This is a genomic window from Flagellimonas meridianipacifica, assembly GCF_003001695.1.
In the GTDB taxonomy this organism is placed as follows: Bacteria; Bacteroidota; Bacteroidia; order Flavobacteriales; family Flavobacteriaceae; genus Flagellimonas; species Flagellimonas meridianipacifica.
Map to the genome: position 1 here is coordinate 468,441 of NZ_PVYX01000001.1, position 26,021 is coordinate 494,461.

The following is a 26,021-nucleotide window of genomic DNA, read 5'->3' on the forward strand; positions in this document are numbered from 1 at the left end:
GAGTGTTACGAGTTCGCTATTTGAAGAATAACCTTACGGTAATGGTTGAAATTTAAATTCTTTCTAAATTGAAGACTCTTGATAAGTTCCTATCTTTAAAAACGACACAACCAACAACCAATAATACCTCATGGAGAACATTGTAATTATCGGGAATGGTATTGCAGGTGTTTCAGCCGCCCGCCATATCCGAAAACTATCCGACAAAAGAATCATTATTGTTTCTGCCGAGACCGATTACTTTTTTTCTAGAACCGCTTTGATGTATGTGTATATGGGTCACATGAAGTTTGAGCATACCCAACCTTATGAAAATTGGTTCTGGGAAAAAAATAGGATTGAACTCGTGAATGCTTTTGTAAACAAGGTGGACACAGAGAACAAGGCACTTACCCTTGATGGCTCACGCACCTTGCATTATGATAAACTGATACTGGCCACAGGTTCCAAACCCAACAAATTTGGGTGGCCTGGTCAAGACCTTCATGGGGTTCAAGGATTATACTCTAAACAGGATTTGGATTTGCTGGAAGTCAATGCTCCAAACAAAGAAGTTTGCAAAAGAGCAGTTATCGTAGGAGGTGGACTTATTGGAATCGAATTGGCCGAAATGCTGCGTACTAGAGATATTCCAGTAACCTTTTTAGTAAGGGAAAGTAGCTTTTGGAACGGTGTTTTACCGGAAGGAGAATCCCAGATGATTAATGAACACATTCTGGAGCATCATATTGATTTGCGTTTAGCCACAAACTTAAAAGAAATAGTTTCGGATGAAAATGGCAAAGTAAAATCGGTGATCATTGCAGAAACCGGTGAAGAGTTACCTTGCGATATGGTAGGGCTAACAGCTGGCGTGACTCCAAATATGGATTTTCTGAAAGATTCAGGAATTGAATTAGGGAGAGGAATCAAAGTGAACCGCCATCTTGAAACCAATATTCCGGACGTATACGCCATAGGTGATTGTGCAGAGCAACATGAGGCCATTGGCAATCGAAGACCTATTGAAGCAGTTTGGTATACCGGACGAATGATGGGGGAAACCGTTGCCCAAACCATTTGCGGCAACCGCATAGAGTACAAACCAGGACACTGGTTTAATTCAGCTAAATTTTTGGATATCGAATACCAAACCTATGGTTGGGTGTTTTCCGAAAGGGGTATGAAGGATTATGAGGCACATTTTCATTGGAGACATTCTTCAGAAAAACTTTGCATTACAGTAGCTTATAATAAAGAAACGGAACAGTTTCTAGGCATCAATACATTTGGAATTCGTATGCGACATGAAATGTTTGATAGGTGGTTGACCCAAGAAAAGGATGTTAACTATGTAATGCAGCATTTGGCAGACGCCAATTTCGACCCGGAATTCTACAAGCATCATGAATCCGCGATTCTATCCAAGTACAACTCGGATAGGGGTACCTCAATAAAACCCAAAAAGAAAAGTTTCAAAAGAATATTTCAACTCACATAAAGACAATCCTAATATCATGAGCACTTACGATAGAAGCATGGCCCTTACCGGTCAGCCTCCCAAAGAAATTAACCTAAATCAAAAAATCGCGTCCATAGTGGGCATGCTAGGATTGGCCATTTTGTTGTTGGCTACATTTAATGTGAGCTTTCCTAACAAAGCCTTTTGGCTTACCCTTTCATTAGTTTCAATTTCAGGCGGTACCATATGGTTTTCCTGGGAACAGTATAAGGGGAAATATCCAGGCATCAAGAACGATGGGGTTTGGTTCAAATCGCTTACCAACCTTGGGTTTTGGGGCTGGATAGCAGGTCTGGCCATTACCACTTTTTATGTGATTCTGTATTTTTTTCCTGAATATCTAGGTTTGGTAAATGGAGGCGACAATAAGGGTGTTATAGGCCTGTTCGACCCGCTGAGCAAGGCTTTGAGTGGTAATCCGGCAAGTCAATGGTTTGTTTACGGCGCGTTGTATACTGTAGCTATTTTGGCATTCGGGATAAAGTTTATGTGGAAATATCGCCACAATCGATATGAAAGGATAAGGACTATGAGTGTGATGTTCTTTCAGACTTCATTTGCTTTTTTAATTCCTGAATTCATGGCTAGATTGAACGGTAGCTCCGTACTTCAAGGAGGTAGCCTTCCTTTCTTGGATTTAAAAAACATCTGGCCACTCAACTATTACAACTTTGAATCGTATAGAATAAAAGGGTTTTTAAGCTCCGGTGACATAGGCTTTGCCATGCTCATTTTTGCTATCCTTTCCGTTTTTGTGATTACTCCTTTTTTGACATACAAATTTGGCAAGCGGTGGTATTGCTCCTGGGTATGCGGATGTGGTGGCCTGGCAGAAACTATTGGTGACCCTTTCAGACAATTGAGTGATAAGTCGGTTAAGGCTTGGAAAATTGAGAGATGGGTTATTCACAGTGTCGTGGTTTTTGTTACCCTTATGACTACCGCTGTAATCTATTCCTATTTAGGGAACGATACTAGCAAATATTGGTTGACCAAGACTACCTTTCTTTTAGGTGTCGCCGCATTGTTGACCTTAGTGTTCGCTTGGGTTATGATTTTCAAGCGCGACCAACTACAGAAAGATGCCAAATATGGGGCCATTGGATACTTCGTAATTATCATTTCATTGATTGCCATTCATTTTTTTAGTGGCGAAGGACATGTCTTTTTATTCAAATCAGGTGCACTTAGAAAAAACTACTCATTTCTTATTGGGAGTATCTTTTCTGGTGTGATTGGAACCGGATTCTATCCCATTTTTGGGAACCGAGCTTGGTGTCGATTTGGTTGCCCTATGGCTGCGATGATGGGCTTTCAACAAAGACTTTTCTCAAAATTCAGAATAACCACCAACGGGGGTCAATGTATTTCCTGCGGCAACTGCTCTACCTATTGTGAAATGGGTATCGATGTGAGAGCCTACGCCCAAAAAGGTGAAAATATTGTGCGTTCCAGCTGTGTGGGATGCGGTATTTGTTCCGCGGTTTGCCCAAGAGGTGTGCTAAAACTGGAAAATGGTCCTTTACAGGGAAGAATAGACAGCAATCAAGTGTTGTTGGGGAATGATGTTGATTTAATGGAATTGGTGAACTCAAAATAAGATGTTACGCTTTTTACTGGTTTTCATTTTTTTGGCTTCTCCTGTTTCCCTAAAAAAAGAGTACCATCGAGAATACCACAACAATGGTTCTATAAAGTCACAGGGGTGGAAAAAAGGAGATTCCAAAGAGGATTTTTGGAAATTTTACTTTCCCAATGGGAAAATCAGGGAACAGGGTCATTTCAAAAACAATCTTAAAGTAGGTTATTGGTACTTTTATACAAAAGATGGCAAATTGGACATGGAAGGTCATTACATCAAGGGCAACATGGTGAAATGGTGGCTGTTCTATGATGAAAATGGGAAAATCAATCACAAATGCCAACTACATAAGGGAGTAAAAAATGGGTACTGTCTCAAATACAAAAATGAAAAACTGAAGTCGGCCCAAAAATATAGCAATGGAAAAAAAATAAAGGAATGGTATGATTTCAGAAGCTTCAAGAAAGAAAACAAACTTTCCGATTTAAAATAAATGGCAGATATTAAAGTTATCATCCCAGCGGTGAACGAGGGGGATTCCATTGCCAAGGTAGTTGCTGAAATTCCAAATTCTGTTTCCGAGGTCATTGTGGTGAACAATGGTTCTACCGACAACACGGTTGAAAACGCGAAAAAAGCAGGGGCCACGGTTCTAACAGAAAATAGAAAAGGGTATGGATATGCATGCCTTAAGGGTATGGATTATGTGGACCAACAATCCAAAAAGCCCGATATCATCGTATTTATTGACGGAGATTATTCTGATTATCCGGAAGAATTGGATAAGATAGTGGCTCCAATTTTAGAAAAAGACATTGATTTTGTGGTTGGTGCACGAAAAAAATCACTTCGTGAACCGGGTTCTATGACTCCACAGCAGGTTTTTGGGAACCAATTGGCTACTTTTTTGATGCGCTTGTTTTTTAGGGCAAAATTTACGGATTTAGGACCTTTCCGTGCCCTAAAATACGAAAAGCTCAAAGCTTTGGAGATGCAGGACAAAACTTATGGCTGGACTGTGGAGATGCAATTGAAAATTTTGCGAAAAAAAATGTCATATATCGAAGTACCAGTACGTTATAAACAGAGAATTGGCGTCTCAAAAGTTTCAGGAACCGTAAAAGGTACTATATTTGCTGGCGTAAAAATCTTGGGTTGGATCTTTAAATACAGTTTAAAATAATGGGACTAACAATTGCTTTTATCATCATTGCCATTTACAGTACCGCACTGATATTGATTTTCTGCTATAGCCTGGCACAGTTGAATCTTTTGATTAATTATCTCGGTCAGAAAAGACAAAACGAGGAGGCTCCCAAGTACAATCTCCTTGACCCTAAAGAAATACCTCATGTGACCATACAACTTCCGATTTACAATGAGGAATATGTAATGGAACGACTCTTGGATAATATTGCTCAAATAGAGTATCCTAAAAGTAAGCTGGAAATTCAGGTATTGGATGACTCCACGGATGATTCTGTGATTGAGACAGCAAAACAAATTGAAGAACTCCAAAAAACCGGTCTGGATATCCAACACATTCGAAGAGAAAATAGACAAGGTTTTAAAGCAGGAGCACTCAAAGAAGGTCTAGCAATAGCCAAAGGAGAGTTCATCGCAATATTTGATGCTGACTTTTTACCCGAGAGCGATTGGTTAAAAAAGACCGTCCCTTATTTTAAAGATGAAGAAATCGGTGTGGTCCAAACCCGTTGGGGTCACATTAATAGAGATTATTCAACCCTTACTCGGATTCAAGCTTTTGCTTTGGATGCACACTTTACGTTAGAACAAGTAGGTAGAAACTCGAAAGGACACTTCATCAATTTTAACGGTACTGCAGGCATTTGGAGAAAAGAGTGTATCCTAGATGCAGGAAACTGGGAAGGTGATACCCTAACTGAAGATTTGGACCTGAGCTATCGTGCTCAACTGAAGAACTGGAAGTTTAAGTATTTGGAAGATGTAGAAACTCCAGCCGAGCTACCTGTGGTAATGAGTGCAGCACGTTCTCAACAATTCCGTTGGAACAAAGGGGGTGCAGAAAACTTTAGAAAAACCGTTTGGAGCGTCATCACCGCCAAAAATATTCCATTCCGCACCAAATTCCATGGAGTGATGCACTTGTTGAACAGCTCTATGTTTTTGTGTGTATTTATCGTGGCTTTGTTAAGCATACCCATGCTCTACATCAAAAACACATACGGCCATTTGGGTTGGATTTTTCAAGTAACAAGCTTCTTTATAATCAGTACCATTATTCTTTTTATTTGTTATTGGTTTACCTACAAAAGTATTCAGGGCAGTAGTTTTGATAACTTCGTGGATTACATCAAATTGTTCTTTACCTTCTTCTCCGTGGCTTTAGGGTTTTCCCTTCATAATTCCATCGCAGTTATGGAAGGTCATATGGGTAAACGGAGTGAATTTGTAAGGACGCCAAAATTCAATATCAATAGTCTTACAGATAGTTGGAAAGGCAATAAATACCTCGCCAAAAAACTATCTCCAAATATGGTCATCGAGTTCGCCCTCATGGTGTACTTCCTATTTGGAATGTATAGCGCAATTCCTTTGAACGATTATGGACTATTTCCTTTCCATTTGATGTTGTTTTTAGGATTTAGTTTCGTTTTCTTTAAATCCTTGACTGCAAAGGCGTAGTTTTTTTGTTCCATACCGAATCTATTTCGGAATCTCATTGGGTTTTTTGGGCACATTAAAATGGCTACTTTTATCTTTTAAGCTAGCCCATTTCTGATGTAGCATGGAAGAAAAACCTAGACTATCACGGCTCACAGCCATATTGACCCAGTTACAATCCTCTAGGATTGTCACAGCCAAGACCTTGGCCGAAAAACACAATGTTAGTATCCGGACCATATATCGAGATATACGAACGCTGGAAAAATCTGGAGTACCCATAGTCACGGAAGAAGGTAAGGGCTACTCCATGATGGAGGGTTATCAACTACCCCCGGTAATGTTTACTGAGGATGAGGCCAATGCTCTAATTACTGCAGAACAACTTGTTTTAAAAAACAAAGATGCATCCTTTGTGCAGTACTATACCGAAGCTATTTTAAAAATTAAGGCCCTTTTAAAAGGTTCGCAAAAAGATAAGGCCAGTCTGCTCAAAGACCGAATCTATTTTACCGATAATTTTTCACGCCAAACGACGAGTAGTTATCTTATGCGGATTCAATCGGCATTGACCAACTTTCAAGTCTTGAATATTGAGTATCTCTCCTTGGAGAACAAATCCACCAACCGAGATATAGAGCCCTTTGCTTTATACAGTACCCAAGAAAAATGGTTGTTAATTGCGTATTGTCGATTAAGAAAAGCTTTTAGAGTGTTCCGAATTGACCACATCCAAAAGGTCACAAACACTTACGAAGAGTTTGAATCGCATAACATGACTTTGGAAGAATATTATAAGTCATATGACAGGTATAATGAGAATGATTCCCATTACGGGAATCAATAAGCTTTTATGTCATTTATTAGCGTAGTATGTTACGTTATTTCATTCAAAATCTGTACCCAAATTGTATTTCGAAATTTCTCTTTAAATACTCCGAAATGTCCAATTTTTTTTGAGGTAAAATCCTCAGGTTTAAGATGAATCGATTTCTTAATGGCGTTTTTGTATTGTCGTGTCATCCATTGAACCGCTGCTAGCGGGGCAAAATCATCATCCTCAATACTAAATGCAGTAATATCGACCTTTATTTTCTCATAGAAAGTATCCTTTATCGATTCATCACTAAGGATGTAATCGCTGTTCTTACCCCAATTCCGCCATTGGTTTGCCACATTCCTTGGAAGATTTTCCATTCCACTTATTTTCTTGGAATTCAAGTATCCAAAGGAGTTTAGAAGAACTGGAAAAAGAATGTGCCAATTGAACCACATTTTTAATCTCCCAATTCCTCTCCAATATTTCCAATATCCAGATTGAGCGGCAACCAAAACTATTTTATCCAGGTCTTCAGACGACTTTGCAAGTCCTATTAATTGACCACCTATACTATGCCCTAGAACAATCTTTTTTGATTCTGGATAGTTGTTTTTGACGAATTGAAGTACACTTTCCAAATCATTTCTACCCCAATCCGCTGCATTGTTTTTTAACTCTGTAATCGGTTTTTTTAAAGAACTCCCTATGCCATAGTAGTCAAAGGTGATAACAGTAATTCCATTATCTGAAATGTACTGAGCAAATTTCTTATAAAACTCCTGCTTTACTCCGGTAGCAGAGGCGATAATTAGGACTATTTCACTAGAATCGTTCTCGAACAAAGTGGCTGATAAAGTCTCGGAATTGGATGTTATTTCGATTTCCCTCATTTCCCGATATGGATAAAACATGAACCGATAAGTGAAGTTAGCGATTTCATAAAGGAAAATCCAGACAAAAACATTCATGGTTGAAAGAAATTCAAGTTTTCAATCAACCCCTGACACACCCTTGTCATAAACTGGATTTAGTTTTGTACATATCTTAAAAAACAATCATCATGACAAACACTAAAAAAGAAGAATTAACCATTGTCGGAATCGCAGTAAGAACCTCAAACAAACCTGGAAAAGGTGACAAAGACATTCCCCGGTTATGGCGAAAATTCACAGGGGAGAACGTTCTAAATCGTATCCCTAACAAAGTGGATAATACCATATATGCCATGTACACGGATTATGAAGGAGACCATTTCCAACCTTATACCTTGGTTATAGGCTGTAACGTATCCAGTTTGGACAATATCCCAGAGGATATGACCGTGAAGATGGTTCCAGCATCCAACTACACAAAGTTTACCGCAAAAGGGGATTTAACCAAAGATGCGGTAATCAATACCTGGATGAAAATCTGGAATACAAACTTGAAAAGAGCCTATACCGCAGATATTGAAGTCTATGGTGAAAAAGCATTGGATCCTACCAATGGGGAAGCAGAAATTTTAGTGGCTACGGCCTAATATTCATCTAATCAAAAAAGAACAGTCATGAAAAACAAAACCCGTAAAAACAATCAGTTTGGGTTTTTCTCTCTGGCAGATCGTACGTCTGTCGGGCATAAACTCAGAGGCAGAAGAACCCAAAATTCGGAAAAGCATAGAACAAATGGATTAAAACAAAAAAGGTGGTTCTCCATACACTTTATCCAAGAATCGACTTAAAAAAAACGAGCCAAAGATTTCTCGATAAGACTTCTGTTAATTAAGTAGAGATTTAGACAAACAAAAATCTAGTTTGAAATAAAAGAATTTATAGTCCTAATCTTTATTTTTCCCTAATTCCAAAACATAATCTATGGTGCGCTGCAAGACCTCACTATCCCCATCATTGGTGTTATTAAAAGCAATACTACAACCATATGCTGGGATGTGCATAAAAACGGTGCCCCAAAAACCTGTATGCATATACACTTCTAAGCCCGATTTCTTTCCCACTATACTGCCAAAACCCAACCGCTGCTCCGGCAGTCCTTCGCCCTTATCATCAAAATCCTTTTTAAGTAACATAATATCCAGGGTATCCGGATAATCAAAAATTCTTCCGTTGAAGAGCGCTTGTAGAAAAACACTTAAATCTTTCGTATTGGAGACAAGACCTCCACCACCATACAAATCAACGGAATTGTCCCAATCTGATGCATCTATTTCTCCCATGTATCTTTTTACATTGGGGAGCAGACCCTCCGGTCTTTTTTCAAGGCTTTCCAAATATGTAGCTGACATCCCCAATTCATCAAATTTCAAAAGTTCGCGTAATCCTTCAGCGAGGCCTGATTGATTGAGTTTTTCAATAATTTCTCCCAAAAGCACATAGCCCGTATCGCTATAATGATGCTCTTTGCCAGGTGCTGCATGGGGTTGTCCATTTTCCATGGCAAATTGTATCTGTTCCGTTCTGGTCCATCGTTTATTAGGGTCTTTTGAGGCTTCTTCAATATACTCAGGACCACCTTCTGCATAGTCATATAGACCACTGGTATGTGTAAGACAATGCCTTATAGTAATTTGTTCTGGATTATAACCTCCTTTTTTCAGAATTGCTAGATGTTCTTCAGAAATATAGTTTGAAATAGGGTCTTCTAGGGAGAGTAATTCTTTTTCATAGAGTCGTAATATGGATGTGGCTACAAAAACTTTGGTCAGACTGGCTATTCGAAAAGGTTGTTCGGCTTTAAGGAGGTCTGTTTTCTCCAAACTGTCGTACCCTGAACTTCCTGTAAAATCAATATCCAATTGGGGTGATAAGACGGTAAGGGACATACCTACGATACCATTTTTAGTTTTACCACATTCTTCGTCCAAAATCTTTTGTAACTCGGCAGTAGTATTTGTTCCATAAGTAATTCTCTTAGCAGAAGAACAGGAAAATAATGTGTTGATAGCGATAAACAGCCATAAATATTTCATCTTTCTTGATTTTTGAACAAAGATTGGTGTTTGTTTCAAATCCCCATTGTAAAAATTCGTCAGCTATAATGGGGGCGTAATTCTATGAAACTAGGCATTTGAACCAAGACTGAAGGAGAATGTCCAGTAAACCTTTTCATTTCTTTGATAAAATGGCTTTGGTCATAGTATCCATGTTGTAAAACATAATGTTGCCAATCATGATTCTTTGTTGTTGAGAGTTCGCGGAGCACTTTTTTGAAACGTTGTAAGGTTTGAAAGGCTTTGGGAGTTAATCCAGTTTCTTTTTTGAAATAGCGTTCCAAGGTTGAATAAGAGTAGCCCGTTGCATGCATAATAGTGCTTAAATCGCAATCCATGCTTACTTCTTGCGACATTTCGACAATAAATCCTTCATCTTCCTTTCGGTAACGTTGCGCAAACCAGCTATCCAATTCAGAAACCAATAATTTTGGGTCGCACGCTTTTAGATAATCGTTCAGTCTTTGCATACCAAAACCGAAAACATCTTCCGTAAACGCTACCGAGTTCCTCATAATGGTATCAGCACAAGCCCGAATAAATGGCTTTAATGAAGAAATTGCCCTGGACTTAAACTTGACCACTATACAACGCTTCAAAGATGAAAAATCAATATGTACTTTTTCATGTATAAAACTAAAGAGAAGACCTCTGTTCGACCTGAAATTTTTGCCTTGGTATGAAAGAGAATAATGTCCGTCAAGCACAATAATCATGTCAGGGGTAATACCAGGGTAAGCAAACATTTGGGTGCTGTTCAATGCCAAAAGATCCGAAGCGCTGAGAATCCAGTAATGGTCAATATGTTTTTGTACTTCAGAAAGTTGGGGTTCGTAAACCATGAAATGATAAAATTGCTATGCTAAAAGACGCCGACGTATCTAAATTGTTACGCAAAGCACTAAAATAATCAAATACGAAAAAGAGTGAAAAAAATGCAGATTCTCACAATGGTAAAATGGTTTATGCTTCATTCACAAATCATTTTAAAGGTCTATTTTAGTATGCTTTAAGCCTACCCGTAAATGCCAAACCAACTGCTCCGGTACATCGCGTTGCACAAAATACCCTTGTTATTGGTAGTAACAAGCATCGTTTTTTATTGGGTATTCGGTTATGACTTGGACCGAACAGACTTTCTGAAACTACTTCTTCTTTTTATCGCTCTTTTCATCTGTCATCTTAAGCTTATTCAATTTGAAAAATGGAATTTTAAGCTGTTGTTTATAGCAGGAGTGCTGTTTCGCTTGGTTTTTCTTTTTGCAGAACCAACTCTATCACAAGATTTTTACAGGTTCATTTGGGACGGTCAGTTGATTAAGAGCGGCTTAAACCCATATGTTTATACCCCCTACCAAATCATGGAATGGTCACAAATTCCCATGGCAAATTATAACATGCTTTATGATGGAATGGGTGAATTGAGTGCTAAGCACTTCAGCAATTATCCTCCGTTAAATCAAATTATGTTCACCATTGCTGCCTTTTTTGGTGGAAAAAGCATATTAGGAAGTATTATAGCGCTACGTGTCCAAATTATTTTGGCGGATATAGGTATTCTTTATTTTGGAAGTAGACTGTTGAAAATGTTGAATAGCAATCCCAACAACGTCTTTTGGTATTTTTTGAATCCCTTGGTTATTTTGGAACTCTCTGGCAATTTACATTTTGAAGGGGTTATGCTCTTTTTCTTTGTTTGGTCAATGTATTTGCTCTGTAAAGAACGATGGATGTCTGCAGCACCCATCTACGCCCTTTCTATTTTGGTGAAATTGGTTCCCATCCTATTCTTACCATTGTTCTTAAGATATCTCGGATTTAAAAAGAGTGTCGGATTCTATGTTTTGGTTTTTACCACCTGCCTTGCTTTCCTTGCTCCCTTTTACACCACAATTTTTATTGACAACTATTCTGAAACAGTTGGGCTTTGGTTTTCCAATTTCGAATTCAATGCGGGAATATATAATGTGGTCAAATTCATCGGAGTCAACTTTTTTGAAGCAAAACCTTGGGAGTTGATAAAAACCTATGGCAAGATTATGGCCCTTGCTGTAATAGGGATTGCCTTGATCCTTGCATTTTTCAGGAAGAACGAAAACTTCAAAACCTTAATCCAATCCATGCTCTGGGTTCTTTTTACCTATTTGGTGTTGTCCAGTACGGTGCATCCATGGTACATCATTTTCTTATTAACCTTGAGTTTATTCACTGAATATAAGTTCCCAATCCTCTGGACTTTGGTGGCAATATTGAGCTATTGGGCCTATTCCAATCCCGATTTTACCGAAAATCTATGGCTTCTGGCTATTGAATATTTTGTGGTGTTTGCCTTTTTCATTTATGAATTGACCACTAAGTCAGGAAAAAAGTTAGATTTCTTCAAAAAAACATCCCCAAATTAGGGAGGTTGGAATTAATTTGTACATTTATCCCAATAATGAACGGACAAAATTACATATCAACTTCTTTGAGCACCATTGCTCCAATACGTCCTTTCGCACCTCGCCGTCGCCCGTAAGGGTGCACTCTAGTTATGGAAATAGGTGAGTCCATTTCCGCAAAAACCATCGAATCCTTAGTTTAAATTTTAGTTTAAATCGCATTGGCAATGGAAATTATAATTGCTAACGAATCACATTTTAAATACGCCCAGATAATAAGTGACACCATCTCCGAATCTGCAAAGGTTCGAGGTACAGGTATTGCGCAAAGATCTCCAGAATATATTATCCAAAGACTTCAAAATGGGAATGCAGTCATTGCGCTAGATGGAGAAAACTTTGCAGGTTTCTGTTATATCGAGGTTTGGGGAAATAAGAACTTTGTGGCCAACTCAGGCTTAATTGTGCATCCCGACTATAGAAATCAAGGATTAGCTAAAAAAATCAAAAAAGCGGTCTTTGAGCTTTCCAGAAAGAAGTTTCCTGATGCTAAGATTTTTGGAATCACCACAGGACTAGCTGTCATGAAAATGAATTATGAACTGGGTTACAAGCCTGTTACGTTCTCTGAACTTACGGACGACCCTGAATTCTGGAAAGGCTGTCAGACCTGCAAGAATTTCGATATTCTCACCCGTACCGACCGTAAAATGTGTCTATGCACAGGAATGTTACATGACCCCAAAGTCAATACATACAAATCAAGAAAATTGAACGGGAAGGCATTCCAACGATTGAAAGAAATGAAACAGAACCTTTTTCTTAAAAAGAAAACCAAATGAAAAAATTAGTACTGGCCTATAGTGGCGGATTAGATACTTCGTACTGTGCCAAATACCTCTCCAAGGAGGAAAATTTCGAAGTGCATGCCGTTAGTGTGAACACTGGGGGTTTTACAGAAATAGAAATTCAAGAAATAGAAGAAAAGGCCTTACAACTCGGGGCAATATCCTATACTTCCATCGATGCCATTGCGACGTTTTATGAGAAAGTGGTCAAATATCTCATCTTCGGAAATGTTTTACGAAACAACACCTACCCCCTATCCGTGAGTGCGGAACGAATTGTACAAGCCATAGAAATTGTAACCCATGCTCGAAAAATTGGTGCCGAATACATTGCCCATGGAAGTACAGGGGCTGGGAACGACCAGGTTCGTTTCGATATGATTTTTCAAATAATAGCTCCAGAAATTGAAATTATTACTCCAATTCGAGACAACACATTATCCAGGGAAGCTGAAATAGCCTATCTGCAAGAAAACGGAGTTGAGTATTCCTGGGAAAAAGCTAAATATTCTATCAACAAAGGCCTTTGGGGAACCTCTGTAGGAGGGGATGAAACCTTGACCTCTCATTTAGCGCTTCCAGGCGAAGCTTATCCGAGTCAATTGGAAAAAGAGATTTCCAAAGTTTTAAAGTTGACGTTTGACAAAGGCGAGCTTGTGGCAGTTGATGGAGAAAAAGAAAGTCCTGTTGTGAATATTGAGAAATTATCCGAAATCGCGTCCAAATATGCTATTGGAAGGGATATTCACGTGGGCGATACGATTATTGGTATAAAAGGCCGGGTTGGTTTTGAGGCTGCTGCTCCCTTAATCATCATTAAAGCACACCACTTATTGGAAAAACACACCTTGAGTAAATGGCAGCAATATCAAAAGGAACAGTTGGGCAACTTTTATGGTATGTTGTTGCATGAAGGCAACTACTTGGATGAAGTGATGCGAAACATTGAAGCCTTTTTAACCGACACCCAGAAAAATGTATCCGGTGATGTGCTGGTAACTTTGCACCCGTATCGATTTGAACTAAATGGTATTAACTCCACGCACGATTTGATGAATGCTTCTTTTGGAAGTTATGGTGAAATGAACAAAGGATGGACTGCCGATGATGCGAAAGGATTCATCAAAATCCTGTCCAATCCCGGAAAAATTGCTAATCACGTAAACAAAAACATTGAATAGACGTCACCCTGAACTGGTTTCAGGGTCTCACTCCAATGAGATGCTGATTTAAATTCAGCATGACACAAAAAGAACAACAAATGATTAAAGCTGGAATAATTGGTGGTTCAGGATACACTGGCGGAGAGCTCATCAGAATATTACTCAATCATCCTGGTGTGGAAATTGATTTTGTCTTTAGTACTACCCGTGCAGGAAAACCCATTTCAAGTGCCCATCCAGACTTATTGGGAGTAACTGAATTGGAGTTTACAGGGGAATCAAACCTAGAGGTTGATGTTGTTTTTCTGTGTTTGGGCCATGGGAACTCTTCCAAATTTTTATCTGAAAACGAATTTAGTGCCCAAACCAAAATCATAGACCTCAGCAACGAATTCCGATTGGAAAATGATGCTGAATTTCAAGGTAACAAATATGTATACGGCCTCCCTGAGTTACAAAAAGAGGCGATTGTCAATGCCACCCATATTGCCAATCCAGGTTGCTTTGCAACGGCTATCCAACTGGCATTGCTTCCATTGGCCAAAGAAGGGGCATTATCACAAGAGGTACATATCAATGCAACGACAGGGAGTACAGGCGCTGGAGTAAGCTTGTCTCCTACCTCACATTTTAGTTGGAGAAACAATAATATTTCTTGGTACAAACCCTTTACCCATCAACATTTAGGGGAAATTGGGGAAAGCTTAAACTCTTTCGGAAATACTATTGGCAAATTGCGATTTCTGCCCAACCGAGGGAACTTCACTCGAGGTATTTTGGCCACAGCTTATACAGCTTATGAAGGAAGCCTGGAAGAAGCAAAGTCGCTATACCAAAAGTTTTATCAAGAAGCTTTGTTCACGCATGTAACCGATGACCCTATTCATTTAAAACAGGTGGTAAATACGAATCAGTGCCATATTCATTTGCACAAACATGAGGATGTTTTACTCGTTACCTCCGCGATTGACAATTTATTGAAAGGCGCTTCCGGGCAAGCGGTGCAGAATATGAATTTGATGTTTGGACTAAAAGAAGATTTGGGCTTACAACTTAAGGCGGGAGTCTTTTAAAATAAAAATCAGGTCGAGCTGTCACCCTAAGCGGAGTCGAAGGGCGAGAGTTTGACAAAATAACCATCTCTCGATTGTGCTCGAGATGACAAAAAGAAATTATGAAAATAGCAATAATCGGAGCAGGAAATTTAGGGTTATCCATAGCCAAAGGGGTGTTGCACAGCAATGGTGCCACAACAATGTACTTGACCAAACGGAATTTGGATGAAATCAAGAATTTTGAAAAATATGGAAATGTAACAGTTACCTCCGACAATCGTGAGGCAGTAAAACACTCGGACATATTGATTTTTGCCGTTCAACCGGGGCATTTTCAAGCTATACTAGAGCAAGTAAAGGATTTGCTGACGGAAAAACATGTAGTCATCAGTACGATTACGGGTTTCAGCATTTCCAAAATGGAAGAAACAATAGGTTCAGACAAATACATCATCCGAAGTATGCCGAATACGGCAATCTCCGTTAGTAATTCCATGACCTGTATATGCAGTAATGAATTGGGCAAAAAGCGAATCGATTTGGCCAAGGCCATTTTTAACAGAATGGGGCATTCCTTGGAAATACCGGAAGAACAAATGCAGGCCGCCACGGTTATTTGTGCCAGTGGAATTGCGTTCTGGATGCGCCTCATCCGGGCCACAACACAAGGCGCCATTCAATTAGGGTTTGATGCTAAAGAGGCTCAAGAATTGGCCATGCATACTTGTAATGGAGCAGCCAATTTGTTGATTGAATCAGGTACGCATCCCGAAGAAGAAATTGACCGGGTAACAACACCTAAAGGATGTACCATTGAAGGATTGAACGAAATGGAACATCAAGGACTTAGTTCATCCCTGATTCGTGGTATCGTTACCTCGTTCGAAAAAATAAGTCAGATCAGAAAAGGATAGTATGGAGTTGTTTGATGTATACCCCTTATATGATGTTGCCCCGGTTTCCGCAAAGGGAATTGAGGTCAAAGACAATCACGGAACGACCTATTTGGATTTTTACGGAGGTCATGCCGTCATTTCCATTGGTCATTCACATCCGCATTATGTGAATCGAATAAAATCCCAATTGGAAAAAATCGCTTTCTATAGCAATTCAGTGCAAAATCCTTTGCAGCAAGAACTCGTGGAGCTCCTAGGTAGGCTTTCGGGTTGTGAGCATTACAATTTGTTTTTATGCAATTCAGGGGCAGAAGCCAATGAAAATGCTTTAAAATTAGCTTCGTTTCATACCGGAAAATCCAAGGTCATCTCGTTTTCCAATGGATTCCATGGAAGGACTTCGGCTGCCGTGGCCACAACGGACAATCCCGCTATCAATGCGCCTATAAACAAACAACAGCAGGTCACCTTTTTGCCACTGAATGATTTTGATGCTTTTGAAAAAGCTATCCAATCTGATACCTATTGTGCGGTCATTTTGGAGGCGATTCAAGGCGTGGGTGGATTGGATGAACCTACCACAGAATTCTATCAGTTTATAGCCAAAAAGTGCAAAGAAAACGGTGTGGTGCTTATTGCTGACGAAGTACAATCCGGATTTGGGCGAAGTGGTGCTTTCTTTGCTTTCCAGCACCATGGAATCCAACCTGACATTATTTCCATAGCCAAAGGCATGGGCAATGGTTTTCCAGTGGGCGGCATTTTAATTCATGAGTCCATAAAGGCATCCTATGGTTTACTGGGCACCACTTTTGGAGGAAATCATCTGGCGTGCGTTGCCACTTTAGCCGTTCTGGAAGTATTGGAGCAAGAAAACTTAATTGAAAATGCCAGAACCTTGGGAGTTTATTTCAAACAGGAAGCAGCCAAAATTCCGCACGTGAAAAAAATCAAAGGAAGGGGATTAATGCTGGGGCTGGAATTTGATTTTGAAGTTGCCGACCTACGTAAAAGATTGATTCACAACCAGCATTTTTTCACTGGAGGTTCAAAGAATAAGAAGCTGTTGCGAATCTTGCCAGCCTTGAACATTTCCAAAGACCATATTGACCAATTCTTTGAAGCCTTAAACAAAGAACTTTCATGAAACATTTTCTCTCTTTACAGGATATCGATTCTCTGCCCGATTGGGTAAACGAAGCCATTACACTAAAAAAAGACCCGTATCAATATAAAAAGATGGGGCAGGGCAAGACCATTTGTTTGTTGTTTTTCAACAATAGCCTTCGTACCCGTTTGAGTACACAAAAAGCGGCTATGCATTTAGGGATGGAGGTCATGGTCATGAATTTTGGAAATGAAGGATGGGCCTTGGAATATGAAGATGGAACGATTATGGACCAAGGCACTTCAGAGCATATTCGAGAGGCCGCTCAAGTGGTTTCTCAATATGCGGACATTGTGGCCATTCGTGCTTTTGCAGGATTAAAGGACAAAGCCAAAGATGAGGCAGAGGAGGTACTCAACGGCTTTGCCAAATTTGCTTCCATTCCCATTGTGAACATGGAAAGTTCTACAGCGCATCCCCTACAGGCCTTAGCAGACGCGATTACCTTAGCAGAAAATAAAACTAAGGACAAACCTAAGGTGGTTTTATCCTGGGCGCCACATCCAAAAGCTTTACCTCATGCCGTGGCCAATTCGTTTGTGACCCTGATGAAAGGCCAAGAGGTGGAATTTATAATTGCGCATCCCGAAGGCTACGAACTCAATCCACAGATTACTGAAGGTTGTCAAATTGAAACAGACCAAGAAAAGGCATTGGAAGACGCTGATTTCGTTTATGTGAAAAATTGGAGTAGCTACTCGGAATATGGGCAAGTGCTTTCTAAAGATTCTGGCTGGATGATGACGAAGGAAAAGCTGGGTAATGCTAAATTCATGCACTGTCTGCCTGTACGAAGAAACGTAGTAGTGGAAGATGCCGTATTGAATGGTAATCAAAGTTTGGTGATTCAACAAGCCAATAACAGGACCTATTCTGCGCAAATTATATTAAAAAAGCTCTTGGAGAAACTATGAAACCAAAATTATCCATAGTAAAGATTGGAGGGAATGTCATTGAAAATTCAAGTTCATTATCCCAGGTTTTGGAGTTGTTTTCCAAAATGGAAAACCATACCATCTTGGTGCACGGTGGCGGAAAAAAAGCTACTGAACTGGGCAACCGACTTGGCATTAAGGCACAAATGATCAATGGAAGACGTATTACCGATGCGGCCAGTTTGGATATTGCAGTGATGGTCTATGGGGGCTTGGTCAACAAAAATATCGTGGCAGAGCTACAAAGCATTGGAACCAACGCCATTGGAATGAGCGGCGCTGATGGCAATGCCATCCATGCACACAAAAGACCCATAAAGGATATCGATTTTGGTTTTGTGGGTGATGTTGATAGCGTGCATGGAGAAAATGTTTCAAAGCTTTTGATAGCTGGTTTTACTCCTATTTTTTGTGCCTTGACACATGATGGGAAGGGGCAGTTGTTCAATACCAATGCAGATACAATTGCAGCTGAATTGGCAGTGGGTCTTTCCTCAAACTATGAGACTACCTTGTACTATTGTTTTGAGAAAAAGGGAGTTTTGCGTGAGGTGTCCGATGAAGATTCGGTAATTGAACACATCAACTCCGAAAGCTATAAGGAATTGCTTAAAAACGGTGTTATTGCTGACGGCATGTTACCCAAAATGCACAATTGTTTTTATGCCCTACAGAATAACGTTCATCAAGTATGTATTGGCAACGAAAGTATGTTGTCCAATACCTCATCAAAATATACACGTTTGACATTATGAGTCACAATCAAAAAACATTGACGGAGAAGGCGATTGCCCTGTTGAAGGAACTGATTTCCATCCAATCCTTTTCTGGTGAAGAGGATAAAACGGCGGATACCATTCAAAATTGGTTGGGAGGTTTTGGAATTAAAACCGAGAGGCAAGTCAACAATGTATTTGCTTTCAATCAACATTTTGATGCCTCCAAACCGACCCTTTTGTTGAATTCCCATCATGATACGGTAAAACCGAATACCGCCTACACCAAAGACCCGTTTCATCCCTATGTGGAAGATGGGAAACTCTATGGTCTAGGAAGCAATGACGCGGGAGGATGTTTGGTCTCACTTTTGGCCACCTTTGTTCATTTTTATCATAGGGATGACCTAAACCATAACATTATCATAGCGGCAACAGCGGAAGAAGAAAGTGCAGGTCCAAACAGCTTGCTTTCCCTCTTGCCTAATCTGCCTGAAATTGATGTCGCCATTGTCGGAGAACCAACCTTAATGGACCTGGCTATTGCAGAAAAAGGCCTTATTGTTTTTGATGCCGTAGTAGAGGGAACTCCCTCCCATGCAGCACACCCAAATGACGACAATTCCATTTACAACACCATCGAAGTGCTTGAATGGTTCAAGAACTATCATTTTGAAAAGACCTCAGAGGCTTTGGGCGAGGTAAAAATGACCGTTACCCAAATTAGTGCGGGCAAACAACATAATGTGGTTCCTGCGCATGTGGATATGGTGGTGGATGTTCGTGTAAACGACCGCTATTCCAATGCTGAAATTGCAGAACTTTTACAGAAAGAAGCCCCATGCGAGATGACACCACGCTCATTGCGACTAAACTCCTCAGCTATTGACCCTAATCACAATCTAGTAAAAAGTGGTTTGGCTTTGGGGAGAAAAACCTACGGTTCTCCTACCCTTTCGGACCAAGCGGCCCTAAGTTGTCAATCCCTTAAATTAGGACCTGGCGACAGCACACGTTCCCACTCGGCCGATGAATATATCTTCGTCCATGAAATTGAGGAGGGCATTGACTTGTACATTAAAATATTAAACGGATTTATCACAGCATAGCTTGGAAAAAATGGCTGGAAAAAAGGAACTAACACAATTACTGAATGAAATGGAGCCGGTACTTCATTCAGGGGAATATGTGTTTGTTTCTTCAAAACATTCCATACCATTGGATTTCAAGGAAATCGTTGCCAGCTTTAAAGAAGAAGAGGGCACTACACTGATTCTAGAGAAAGAAAAAGCGGATGCGCTACATTTGGATTACGACTACGTAGCTTCCTGGATTACTTTGAACGTACACTCTTCTTTGGAAGCGGTTGGGCTAACAGCAGCGATTTCCAATGCCCTAGCTCAAGAAGGGATACCTTGTAATGTGGTGGCAGCGTACTACCACGACCATATTTTTGTAGCCCAAACAGAAGCTAAAGCTGCAATGCAAGTTTTAACCAATTTGATGAATACTAAAAGAGAAACACCATGAAGCTTTGGGATAAAGGATTCAGTACCGAAAAGAAAATAGACCATTTCACGGTGGGCAACGACCGTCAACTGGATTTGGTCCTTGCCAAATATGATGTTATTGCTTCCAAAGCCCATGCGCAAATGTTGGGTAAGGTTGGCCTAATTGATGAGGCTGAAGCCAAAAGTTTGGTCAAAGAGTTGGGAGTCATTGGAAAATCCATAGAGAAAGGCACCTTTACGATAGAAGACGATTTTGAAGATATGCACTCCAAAATTGAGTATCTATTGATTGAAAAGTTGGGAGATGTGGGCAAAAAAATCCATACCGCACGTTCTCGAAATGACCAAGTCTTGGTGGCTACGCAACTATACCTAAAAGACGAACTTATTGAAATCAAGAATCAGGTAAAAACCTTGTTCGACCTCTTATTGAAATTGGCGGACAAGCACCAAAAGGTTTTACTTCCAGGATACACGCATTTACAGATTGCCATGCCCTCCTCTTTTGGGCTCTGGTTCTCTGCTTATGCTGAAAGTTTGGTAGATGACCTCTATTTTATCCAAGCAGCCTATAAAGTAACAGACCAGAATCCCTTGGGAAGTGCCGCGGGCTATGGAAGCTCTTTCCCCATAGACCGACGTTTTACCACAGAGACCTTGGATTTTGAAACGCTTAAATACAATGTGGTAGCTGCCCAAATGGGAAGAGGAAAAGCGGAACGTGCCGCAGCCTTTGGAATCGCCAGCGTGGCCTCTACTTTAGGAAAACTGGCCATGGATATCTGTTTGTATATGAGTCAAAACTTTGACTTTATTTCCTTTCCCAATGAACTCACTACGGGGAGCAGCATTATGCCTCACAAGAAAAATCCGGATGTCTTTGAACTCATTCGCGGTAAGTGCAACAAACTACAGTCCATCCCTAACCAGTTGAGTATGATTATGACCAACTTACCTAGCGGGTACCACAGAGATTTGCAATTGGTCAAAGAAGTAATTGTCCCCTCCATTCAAGATATGAAGGCATGTTTGGAAATGATGTCCTTTAGCCTCAAGGAAATCCAGGTAAAACCCAACATTTTGGATGACCCCAAATACGATTATCTGTTCAGTGTGGATACCCTAAATGAAATGGTAAAAAATGGAGTTCCCTTTAGGGACTCTTACAAAAGTATGGGCAAGGCTATAGAAAATGGGAATTTTAAACCCAAAAAGGACATTGAGCATACACATGAAGGCAGTTTGGGCAATCTATGCTTGGAAGAAATCGAAGCTAAAATGAAGAAGGTTTTGGGCTGATAACTGCTTCTCTGTTGCCTTAAATCTTAACAAATGTCTCTTTATCCGCCATTTTGCGGTAATTGGTTCATAAGAGTGTGCTTATGTTTCATGTATCTTTATACAGACGTTGGCAATAATTAAGCTCAATAAAATAGATAGTGGTGTATTGAAGAAATTATTCTATGAATGTATACGATCTCCATAAAGCCAATCCCGATATTTTCAAGCAGTTTTCCATAAAAGACATCTTGTTTTTATATTACCATTGCCCACAGAAAGAAAAAATCATTAAGTTACATTCCCCATACAATCAACTTACATTTTCTATTTCTGGAAGGAGAATATTTCATCAAGGGGAACACACCTATACTGTAAACAAGAATTCCGGATTTCTTTTGCGAAGAGCCGCCTTTTTACAAGAGATGGATGATGCTTTCAAGGGTTGGGAATTGATGGCCTTTTATCTCAAGGATGAGTTCTTAAAAAAAATATTCAATGAGTTCAGACCGCATTTACCATTAAGAGATATCCCACCACCACCCAATGAAATGGTAATTCCTATGGATGTTAACAATCGGATTCGTGACTGTTACCTCAGTCTCATTCCATATTTCAATCAATCAGATTCCTTACCTGAAGAAATTCTGATCATTAAATTGAAGGAATTACTTTATAACGTCTTCATTAACCCAAAAAACAACCATATACTATCATATGTAAACAATCTTGCCAATGGTTACGAAGTTCCTATTTGGGAAGTTATGGAGGCCAATTATATGTACAATTTGAAACTATCGGAATACGCACAACTGGCCAATAGAAGCCTTTCTTCCTTTAAAAGGGAATTTGAAGAATTTTATAGTACTACCCCAGGAAAGTGGATTCTTGAAAAGCGTTTGGAGCGTGCCAAAAGATTTATTCGGACTTCTCAAAAAACTATAAGTGAAATTGCATTTGAATGTGGTTTTAAAAACGTATCCCATTTTAGCAGAATCTTTAAAGAGAAAATCAAATTTTCACCAACAGAGTATCGTGATAAGGCTTAAACTCTGTGACAATCCCAATTGAACTCCAAAGTAAAAAGATTGACTTTTTAAGAAAAACGATGTGTGAAGTACTCCCCTAGATTTGTGATGCATTTAATAATCATCAAAAATTTAGAATTATGAAATCTCTACTATCATTTACTGCGTTATTGTTGTTCGTCTTTAGCACTGTGCATTCACAACAAAAAGAAATTCCAACCACAACTAATAATGAGGACACTATGAAAACATATGTAATCGAACGTATTATTCCAGGTGCTGGTGATTTAACAGCAGAACAACTTAAGGGAATCTCCAAGACATCCTGTACGGTCTTAGAGGAAATGGGGCCTACAATTGAATGGCAACACAGCTATGTTACGGGCGACAAAGTCTACTGTGTGTACAAAGCAGAAAACAAAGCCTTGATTGAACAACATGCTAAAAAAGGAAATTTCCCGGCAAATTCAATAAGTGAAGTCGCAACTACAATCAGCCCAAAGACCGCAAACCAGTAGGTTAAACTATTACCAACATTGTATAAAAGCAATAGCGGTTTGGAGTAGTCCCAAACCGTTTTTTGTTTATTTAAGTATATTGCTGGTATATAAAACTTTGGGTTAATTGCAGACTACTGCCTTTATACTGGACCGTTGTGCTCAATTAAAAAAATGTAATTGCTTTCGACGAAACAAAAAAGAATAATTTTCCAAATCCTCCCTTTTGGAATTGTACCTGCCATCTTTAGTGCAGTTCATGTAATTCTTGAGAAAGGTATTTTGGGTAATCATCCTGTATACCCATCTACAGGAAATCCTTTTGATTCCAATATTTTTGTTTCGGTTGTTACCGCTTTCGTAGTAGGTGTAATTATTGGATTTTTAGAAGTTTTTTATGTAAACAAATGGTTTCAAAATAGAAGCTTCTATCAAAAAATTATCTTTAAATCCATTCTATACACCGTAGCAATAATAATAGCATCCGCTATCACTGTTGCTCTTGGCCATGCAGTAAACCAAAACAAGAGTCCATTTAGTTCAACTGTCTGGAATTTTGTACTATCATTCTTTACCAATTTTGTGTTTTGGAGCATAATTTGCTACTATTCATTGGCCATACTCGTTAGTTTGTTTTACAAAGAAGTAAGTGATAATATGGGTCATGCCGTATCATTGAACTTTTTCACTGGGAAATACCATCAACCAAAGTCAGAATTTAGGGTATTTATGTTTTTAGACATGAAATCTTCCACAGCGCATGCAGAAAAACTTGGCCATATCCGCTATTTTGAAATGCTAAAGGACTATTACGACGATTTATCTCATGCCATTCTTAAATATGGTGGAGAAATCTATCAGTATGTAGGTGATGAAATCGTAATCACATGGAAGGTAAAAAAAGATTTTGCGAAGAAGGCCTTGGACTGTTTTTTTGATATGAAATTGACATTAAGTGCTAAGGATAAATCTTATCTCTCAAAATATGGCTTTTCACCGAAATTTAAAGCTGGACTGCATTTTGGAAAGGTTACTACAGGTGAAATAGGACGTCTAAAAAAAGATATTGTTTTCACTGGAGACACCTTAAACACTACTGCTCGAATTCAAAGTTTATGCAATCAGTATGGGGCAGAATTGTTGGTTTCTGAGGATTTTACCAATGCAATCAAGTCAAAAAGTCACTACAAAATCCAATCCCTAGGGAAAGTTCAGTTACGGGGTCGCAACGAGGGAATAGAGTTGTTCCGTGTGAATAAAACGGAGCACAACAACTTAAATAAGTAATTACGGTAGGAAATTCAACAAATAGATTTCCTTCAATCAATTACCTTTACTAAAGGTGGACATTTTCCACAGGAAAAGTCCGCAACTAATCATACACATAACCGTTAGTTGTGATTATTGAAAATGAATAAACTAATTATGAAATACGTAAGACTTTTATCCATTTTCTTGGCTTTATTGTTGACCTCGATATTGGAGTCTTGTAGAGAGAATTACAAATCGAATCTTACTTTGCTCAATACCCAAATTCCAACGGATAAACCTTTGGTTTTTGCACCTGGCATTATATCGATTGACGACCATGTCTCAACTTCAATCACTTTTAGTCCCGATATGGATGAATTATTTTTCAACCGTAGAAAAGTAGACCAGAGTCATAATCTTTATACCATGAAATTGATAAATGGAGAATGGTCAGAGCCAGAACCAGCTTTTTTTTCAACCAACAAGGAATATCTGGATTTTCATTCCCGCTTTAGTCCAAATGGAGACCGACTTTATTTTGGAAGCACAAGACCAATTAATGATACCATTAAAGCATCAAATACCCCAAGAGGATTGCATCAATGGTATATCGAAAAAGATAAAAACGGTAGTTGGAGCGAACCCATTCTGATGAAAAAACCATTTTTGGATATATACATCATGTGTACCACACCTTCGAAAAATGGCAATCTATATTTCACTTCTGGTGAAAAACCTGGAGCAAATGACGAGGGTATTTATTATGCCATTAATCAGAATGGTTATTATACATCTGTTGAAAGGATGAGTGATGTAATCAATACCAATGGGAAGTGGATTGCCCATCCCTATGTGGCACCTGATGAAAGTTATATTTTATATGATTCTGAAAAAGTATCAGAACCAGATAATGGGGATATATTCATCAGCTTCAATATCGATGGAACCTGGACAGAATCTTATAGTTTAGGACCTAAAATAAACACTGAACTAAGTGAAAGTACTGCCACGGTCTCACCAGATGGGAAATATCTATTTTTCTCCAGGGGTGAAGAAAAAACAAGGGACGATGGAAGTACGTATTGGGTATCAAAAACCTATTGGGTAGATTTTACTAAACTAAAAAAAGAAATTCTTGAAAATATAAACAGCAACTAAGGATGTATCAAAACCATTAAAACTGTTTTTGCACGAGACAGTTGGCAACAGACCATACCAATCCTAGACAACTGTTTTGATAAATTTTACGTCTACTCTTATAGAAAGTAAATTTGTCAAATGCCAAAATCCAATATCACCAAAACTTCTACCATAATCGGTTGTACACTTTTGATTATCATGGCTCTATTTCATGGGAGTGGATTTTTTTATGTTACTGATGTAATTCAAAAATCCAACTCCGAACCATTTATAAAGAAAATTTTCCCCATTCTGTTTGCCCATCCTTCCATTCAACTTTTTGGACTTGCCGGATTAGGAGTATTAACACTGTTCATGAAACATGAAATTGAGAAAATATTATTCTTCATTGCTATTTTGGTATTCATCGATTCGTTACTGGCATTCTTTTTAGGTGCAGTTATACCTGGGATTTTATTGGTCTTTTCTTCTTCTGTGTTTGTATTTGGTGGAATCAAGAGAGTAAAATAAAAGCCTATTGCCAATGATGACCATAATTCATCGCTAATGTCGAGCAAAAAATAGAAATCCTTAACTTCAAACGAACTAAAAACAAATCGGAATTGTTTCTACACACGCT

The 26,021-nt window shown here is 39.1% G+C and carries 27 protein-coding genes; 24 read left to right on the forward strand and 3 right to left on the reverse strand.

The genetic code is table 11. The features are described 5' to 3' along the window. The first annotated feature begins 130 nt into the window (after window positions 1-130). From CLV81_RS02030 to CLV81_RS02055, 6 genes are all read left to right on the forward strand, one after another. Window positions 131-1,480 (forward strand): NAD(P)/FAD-dependent oxidoreductase, encoded by a 1,350-nt coding sequence (locus CLV81_RS02030; protein WP_106143397.1) that lies wholly within the window; start codon window positions 131-133, stop codon window positions 1,478-1,480. A 16-nt stretch (window positions 1,481-1,496) separates the two neighbouring features. Further along, window positions 1,497-3,101 (forward strand): 4Fe-4S binding protein, encoded by a 1,605-nt coding sequence (locus CLV81_RS02035; RefSeq protein WP_106143398.1) that lies wholly within the window; start codon window positions 1,497-1,499, stop codon window positions 3,099-3,101. A 1-nt stretch (window position 3,102) separates the two neighbouring features. Then, window positions 3,103-3,576: a toxin-antitoxin system YwqK family antitoxin gene (locus CLV81_RS02040; protein ID WP_106143399.1), complete on the forward strand. Its 474-nt coding sequence runs from the start codon at window positions 3,103-3,105 to the stop codon at window positions 3,574-3,576. Continuing rightward, window positions 3,577-4,266 carry a glycosyltransferase family 2 protein gene (locus CLV81_RS02045; protein WP_106143400.1) on the forward strand — a complete coding sequence of 230 codons (690 nt, stop codon included), beginning with the start codon at window positions 3,577-3,579 and terminating at the stop codon, window positions 4,264-4,266. Then, window positions 4,266-5,750: a cellulose synthase family protein gene (locus CLV81_RS02050; protein ID WP_106143401.1), complete on the forward strand. Its 1,485-nt coding sequence runs from the start codon at window positions 4,266-4,268 to the stop codon at window positions 5,748-5,750. The genes CLV81_RS02045 and CLV81_RS02050 overlap by 1 nt, the downstream gene beginning before the upstream one ends. A 103-nt stretch (window positions 5,751-5,853) precedes the next feature. Then, window positions 5,854-6,576, forward strand: a complete 723-nt coding sequence (locus CLV81_RS02055; protein WP_106143402.1) for a helix-turn-helix transcriptional regulator — start codon at window positions 5,854-5,856, stop codon at window positions 6,574-6,576. 29 nt (window positions 6,577-6,605) lie between these two features. On the opposite strand, the gene CLV81_RS02060 is transcribed toward CLV81_RS02055, so the two are convergent. Continuing rightward, a complete protein-coding gene (locus CLV81_RS02060; RefSeq protein WP_106143403.1) occupies window positions 6,606-7,517 on the reverse strand; it encodes an alpha/beta hydrolase family protein in 912 nt (303 codons plus the stop codon). A 92-nt stretch (window positions 7,518-7,609) separates the two neighbouring features. Between CLV81_RS02060 and CLV81_RS02065 the strand changes: the two genes are divergently transcribed. Next, window positions 7,610-8,068 (forward strand): GyrI-like domain-containing protein, encoded by a 459-nt coding sequence (locus CLV81_RS02065; protein WP_106143404.1) that lies wholly within the window; start codon window positions 7,610-7,612, stop codon window positions 8,066-8,068. A gap of 27 nt (window positions 8,069-8,095) precedes the next feature. Next, on the forward strand, window positions 8,096-8,269 hold the full coding sequence (locus tag CLV81_RS20505; protein WP_158259060.1) for a hypothetical protein: 174 nt from the start codon (window positions 8,096-8,098) through the stop codon (window positions 8,267-8,269). A 96-nt stretch (window positions 8,270-8,365) separates the two neighbouring features. Here CLV81_RS20505 and CLV81_RS02070 read toward each other — a convergent pair whose 3' ends face one another. Beyond that, window positions 8,366-9,514 carry a serine hydrolase domain-containing protein gene (locus tag CLV81_RS02070; RefSeq protein WP_106143405.1) on the reverse strand — a complete coding sequence of 383 codons (1,149 nt, stop codon included), beginning with the start codon at window positions 9,512-9,514 and terminating at the stop codon, window positions 8,366-8,368. A 59-nt stretch (window positions 9,515-9,573) separates the two neighbouring features. Further along, window positions 9,574-10,377 carry an AraC family transcriptional regulator gene (locus CLV81_RS02075; protein ID WP_106143406.1) on the reverse strand — a complete coding sequence of 268 codons (804 nt, stop codon included), beginning with the start codon at window positions 10,375-10,377 and terminating at the stop codon, window positions 9,574-9,576. Between the two features lie 183 nt (window positions 10,378-10,560). Here CLV81_RS02075 and CLV81_RS02080 point away from each other — a divergent pair, with 183 nt between their 5' ends. From CLV81_RS02080 to CLV81_RS02155, 16 genes are all read left to right on the forward strand, one after another. Then, window positions 10,561-11,937: an MptA/MptB family glycosyltransferase gene (locus tag CLV81_RS02080; protein ID WP_106143407.1), complete on the forward strand. Its 1,377-nt coding sequence runs from the start codon at window positions 10,561-10,563 to the stop codon at window positions 11,935-11,937. 206 nt (window positions 11,938-12,143) lie between these two features. Further along, window positions 12,144-12,758, forward strand: coding sequence for a GNAT family N-acetyltransferase (locus CLV81_RS02085; RefSeq protein WP_106143408.1), 615 nt, complete (start codon window positions 12,144-12,146; stop codon window positions 12,756-12,758). After that, window positions 12,755-13,945: an argininosuccinate synthase gene (locus tag CLV81_RS02090; RefSeq protein WP_106143409.1), complete on the forward strand. Its 1,191-nt coding sequence runs from the start codon at window positions 12,755-12,757 to the stop codon at window positions 13,943-13,945. Before CLV81_RS02085 ends, CLV81_RS02090 begins: the two co-directional genes overlap by 4 nt. An 80-nt stretch (window positions 13,946-14,025) precedes the next feature. Beyond that, on the forward strand, window positions 14,026-15,000 hold the full coding sequence (gene argC, locus CLV81_RS02095; protein WP_106144868.1) for an N-acetyl-gamma-glutamyl-phosphate reductase: 975 nt from the start codon (window positions 14,026-14,028) through the stop codon (window positions 14,998-15,000). A 101-nt stretch (window positions 15,001-15,101) separates the two neighbouring features. Further along, window positions 15,102-15,896 (forward strand): pyrroline-5-carboxylate reductase, encoded by a 795-nt coding sequence (gene proC / locus CLV81_RS02100; RefSeq protein WP_106143410.1) that lies wholly within the window; start codon window positions 15,102-15,104, stop codon window positions 15,894-15,896. Between the two features lies 1 nt (window position 15,897). Further along, window positions 15,898-17,025, forward strand: a complete 1,128-nt coding sequence (locus CLV81_RS02105) for an aspartate aminotransferase family protein (protein WP_106143411.1) — start codon at window positions 15,898-15,900, stop codon at window positions 17,023-17,025. Then, the gene (locus CLV81_RS02110) at window positions 17,022-17,960 is read left to right on the forward strand and encodes a Rossmann-fold NAD(P)-binding domain-containing protein (RefSeq protein ID WP_106143412.1); all 939 of its coding nucleotides are present in this window, start codon (window positions 17,022-17,024) and stop codon (window positions 17,958-17,960) included. The genes CLV81_RS02105 and CLV81_RS02110 overlap by 4 nt, the downstream gene beginning before the upstream one ends. After that, the gene (gene argB, locus CLV81_RS02115; protein ID WP_106143413.1) at window positions 17,957-18,736 is read left to right on the forward strand and encodes an acetylglutamate kinase; all 780 of its coding nucleotides are present in this window, start codon (window positions 17,957-17,959) and stop codon (window positions 18,734-18,736) included. Before CLV81_RS02110 ends, argB begins: the two co-directional genes overlap by 4 nt. After that, the gene (locus CLV81_RS02120) at window positions 18,733-19,806 is read left to right on the forward strand and encodes a M20 family metallo-hydrolase (protein WP_106143414.1); all 1,074 of its coding nucleotides are present in this window, start codon (window positions 18,733-18,735) and stop codon (window positions 19,804-19,806) included. The genes argB and CLV81_RS02120 overlap by 4 nt, the downstream gene beginning before the upstream one ends. A 10-nt stretch (window positions 19,807-19,816) precedes the next feature. After that, window positions 19,817-20,227 (forward strand): ACT domain-containing protein, encoded by a 411-nt coding sequence (locus CLV81_RS02125; protein WP_106143415.1) that lies wholly within the window; start codon window positions 19,817-19,819, stop codon window positions 20,225-20,227. After that, the gene (gene argH, locus CLV81_RS02130; RefSeq protein ID WP_106143416.1) at window positions 20,224-21,507 is read left to right on the forward strand and encodes an argininosuccinate lyase; all 1,284 of its coding nucleotides are present in this window, start codon (window positions 20,224-20,226) and stop codon (window positions 21,505-21,507) included. The genes CLV81_RS02125 and argH overlap by 4 nt, the downstream gene beginning before the upstream one ends. 164 nt (window positions 21,508-21,671) lie before the next feature. Further along, window positions 21,672-22,535 (forward strand): helix-turn-helix transcriptional regulator, encoded by an 864-nt coding sequence (locus CLV81_RS02135; RefSeq protein WP_106143417.1) that lies wholly within the window; start codon window positions 21,672-21,674, stop codon window positions 22,533-22,535. Between the two features lie 119 nt (window positions 22,536-22,654). Then, complete coding sequence (locus CLV81_RS02140; protein ID WP_245911900.1) at window positions 22,655-23,032, forward strand: DUF4242 domain-containing protein; 378 nt, start codon at window positions 22,655-22,657, stop codon at window positions 23,030-23,032. A gap of 159 nt (window positions 23,033-23,191) precedes the next feature. After that, window positions 23,192-24,298 (forward strand): adenylate/guanylate cyclase domain-containing protein, encoded by a 1,107-nt coding sequence (locus CLV81_RS02145; protein WP_106143418.1) that lies wholly within the window; start codon window positions 23,192-23,194, stop codon window positions 24,296-24,298. Between the two features lie 138 nt (window positions 24,299-24,436). Continuing rightward, a complete protein-coding gene (locus CLV81_RS02150; RefSeq protein ID WP_158259061.1) occupies window positions 24,437-25,420 on the forward strand; it encodes a TolB-like translocation protein in 984 nt (327 codons plus the stop codon). A gap of 120 nt (window positions 25,421-25,540) precedes the next feature. Then, the gene (locus tag CLV81_RS02155) at window positions 25,541-25,912 is read left to right on the forward strand and encodes a hypothetical protein (RefSeq protein ID WP_106143420.1); all 372 of its coding nucleotides are present in this window, start codon (window positions 25,541-25,543) and stop codon (window positions 25,910-25,912) included. Window positions 25,913-26,021: the final 109 nt, after the last annotated feature.

Coding starts and splice junctions, on each gene's coding strand:
- CLV81_RS02040 (WP_106143399.1), top strand. CDS start 3,103: ATGTTACGCTTTTTACTGGTTTTCATTTTTTTGGCTTCTCCTGTTTCC.
- CLV81_RS02080 (WP_106143407.1), top strand. CDS start 10,561: ATGCCAAACCAACTGCTCCGGTACATCGCGTTGCACAAAATACCCTTG.
- CLV81_RS02150 (WP_158259061.1), top strand. CDS start 24,437: ATGAAATACGTAAGACTTTTATCCATTTTCTTGGCTTTATTGTTGACC.
- CLV81_RS02090 (WP_106143409.1), top strand. CDS start 12,755: ATGAAAAAATTAGTACTGGCCTATAGTGGCGGATTAGATACTTCGTAC.
- CLV81_RS02030 (WP_106143397.1), top strand. CDS start 131: ATGGAGAACATTGTAATTATCGGGAATGGTATTGCAGGTGTTTCAGCC.
- CLV81_RS02155 (WP_106143420.1), top strand. CDS start 25,541: ATGCCAAAATCCAATATCACCAAAACTTCTACCATAATCGGTTGTACA.
- argB (WP_106143413.1), top strand. CDS start 17,957: ATGAAACCAAAATTATCCATAGTAAAGATTGGAGGGAATGTCATTGAA.
- CLV81_RS02085 (WP_106143408.1), top strand. CDS start 12,144: ATGGAAATTATAATTGCTAACGAATCACATTTTAAATACGCCCAGATA.
- CLV81_RS02050 (WP_106143401.1), top strand. CDS start 4,266: ATGGGACTAACAATTGCTTTTATCATCATTGCCATTTACAGTACCGCA.
- argC (WP_106144868.1), top strand. CDS start 14,026: ATGATTAAAGCTGGAATAATTGGTGGTTCAGGATACACTGGCGGAGAG.
- CLV81_RS02110 (WP_106143412.1), top strand. CDS start 17,022: ATGAAACATTTTCTCTCTTTACAGGATATCGATTCTCTGCCCGATTGG.
- CLV81_RS02120 (WP_106143414.1), top strand. CDS start 18,733: ATGAGTCACAATCAAAAAACATTGACGGAGAAGGCGATTGCCCTGTTG.
- CLV81_RS02070 (WP_106143405.1), bottom strand. CDS start 9,514: ATGAAATATTTATGGCTGTTTATCGCTATCAACACATTATTTTCCTGT.
- CLV81_RS20505 (WP_158259060.1), top strand. CDS start 8,096: ATGAAAAACAAAACCCGTAAAAACAATCAGTTTGGGTTTTTCTCTCTG.
- CLV81_RS02135 (WP_106143417.1), top strand. CDS start 21,672: ATGAATGTATACGATCTCCATAAAGCCAATCCCGATATTTTCAAGCAG.
- CLV81_RS02055 (WP_106143402.1), top strand. CDS start 5,854: ATGGAAGAAAAACCTAGACTATCACGGCTCACAGCCATATTGACCCAG.
- CLV81_RS02140 (WP_245911900.1), top strand. CDS start 22,655: ATGAAATCTCTACTATCATTTACTGCGTTATTGTTGTTCGTCTTTAGC.
- CLV81_RS02065 (WP_106143404.1), top strand. CDS start 7,610: ATGACAAACACTAAAAAAGAAGAATTAACCATTGTCGGAATCGCAGTA.
- proC (WP_106143410.1), top strand. CDS start 15,102: ATGAAAATAGCAATAATCGGAGCAGGAAATTTAGGGTTATCCATAGCC.
- argH (WP_106143416.1), top strand. CDS start 20,224: ATGAAGCTTTGGGATAAAGGATTCAGTACCGAAAAGAAAATAGACCAT.
- CLV81_RS02125 (WP_106143415.1), top strand. CDS start 19,817: ATGGCTGGAAAAAAGGAACTAACACAATTACTGAATGAAATGGAGCCG.
- CLV81_RS02045 (WP_106143400.1), top strand. CDS start 3,577: ATGGCAGATATTAAAGTTATCATCCCAGCGGTGAACGAGGGGGATTCC.
- CLV81_RS02075 (WP_106143406.1), bottom strand. CDS start 10,377: ATGGTTTACGAACCCCAACTTTCTGAAGTACAAAAACATATTGACCAT.
- CLV81_RS02060 (WP_106143403.1), bottom strand. CDS start 7,517: ATGAATGTTTTTGTCTGGATTTTCCTTTATGAAATCGCTAACTTCACT.
- CLV81_RS02105 (WP_106143411.1), top strand. CDS start 15,898: ATGGAGTTGTTTGATGTATACCCCTTATATGATGTTGCCCCGGTTTCC.
- CLV81_RS02035 (WP_106143398.1), top strand. CDS start 1,497: ATGAGCACTTACGATAGAAGCATGGCCCTTACCGGTCAGCCTCCCAAA.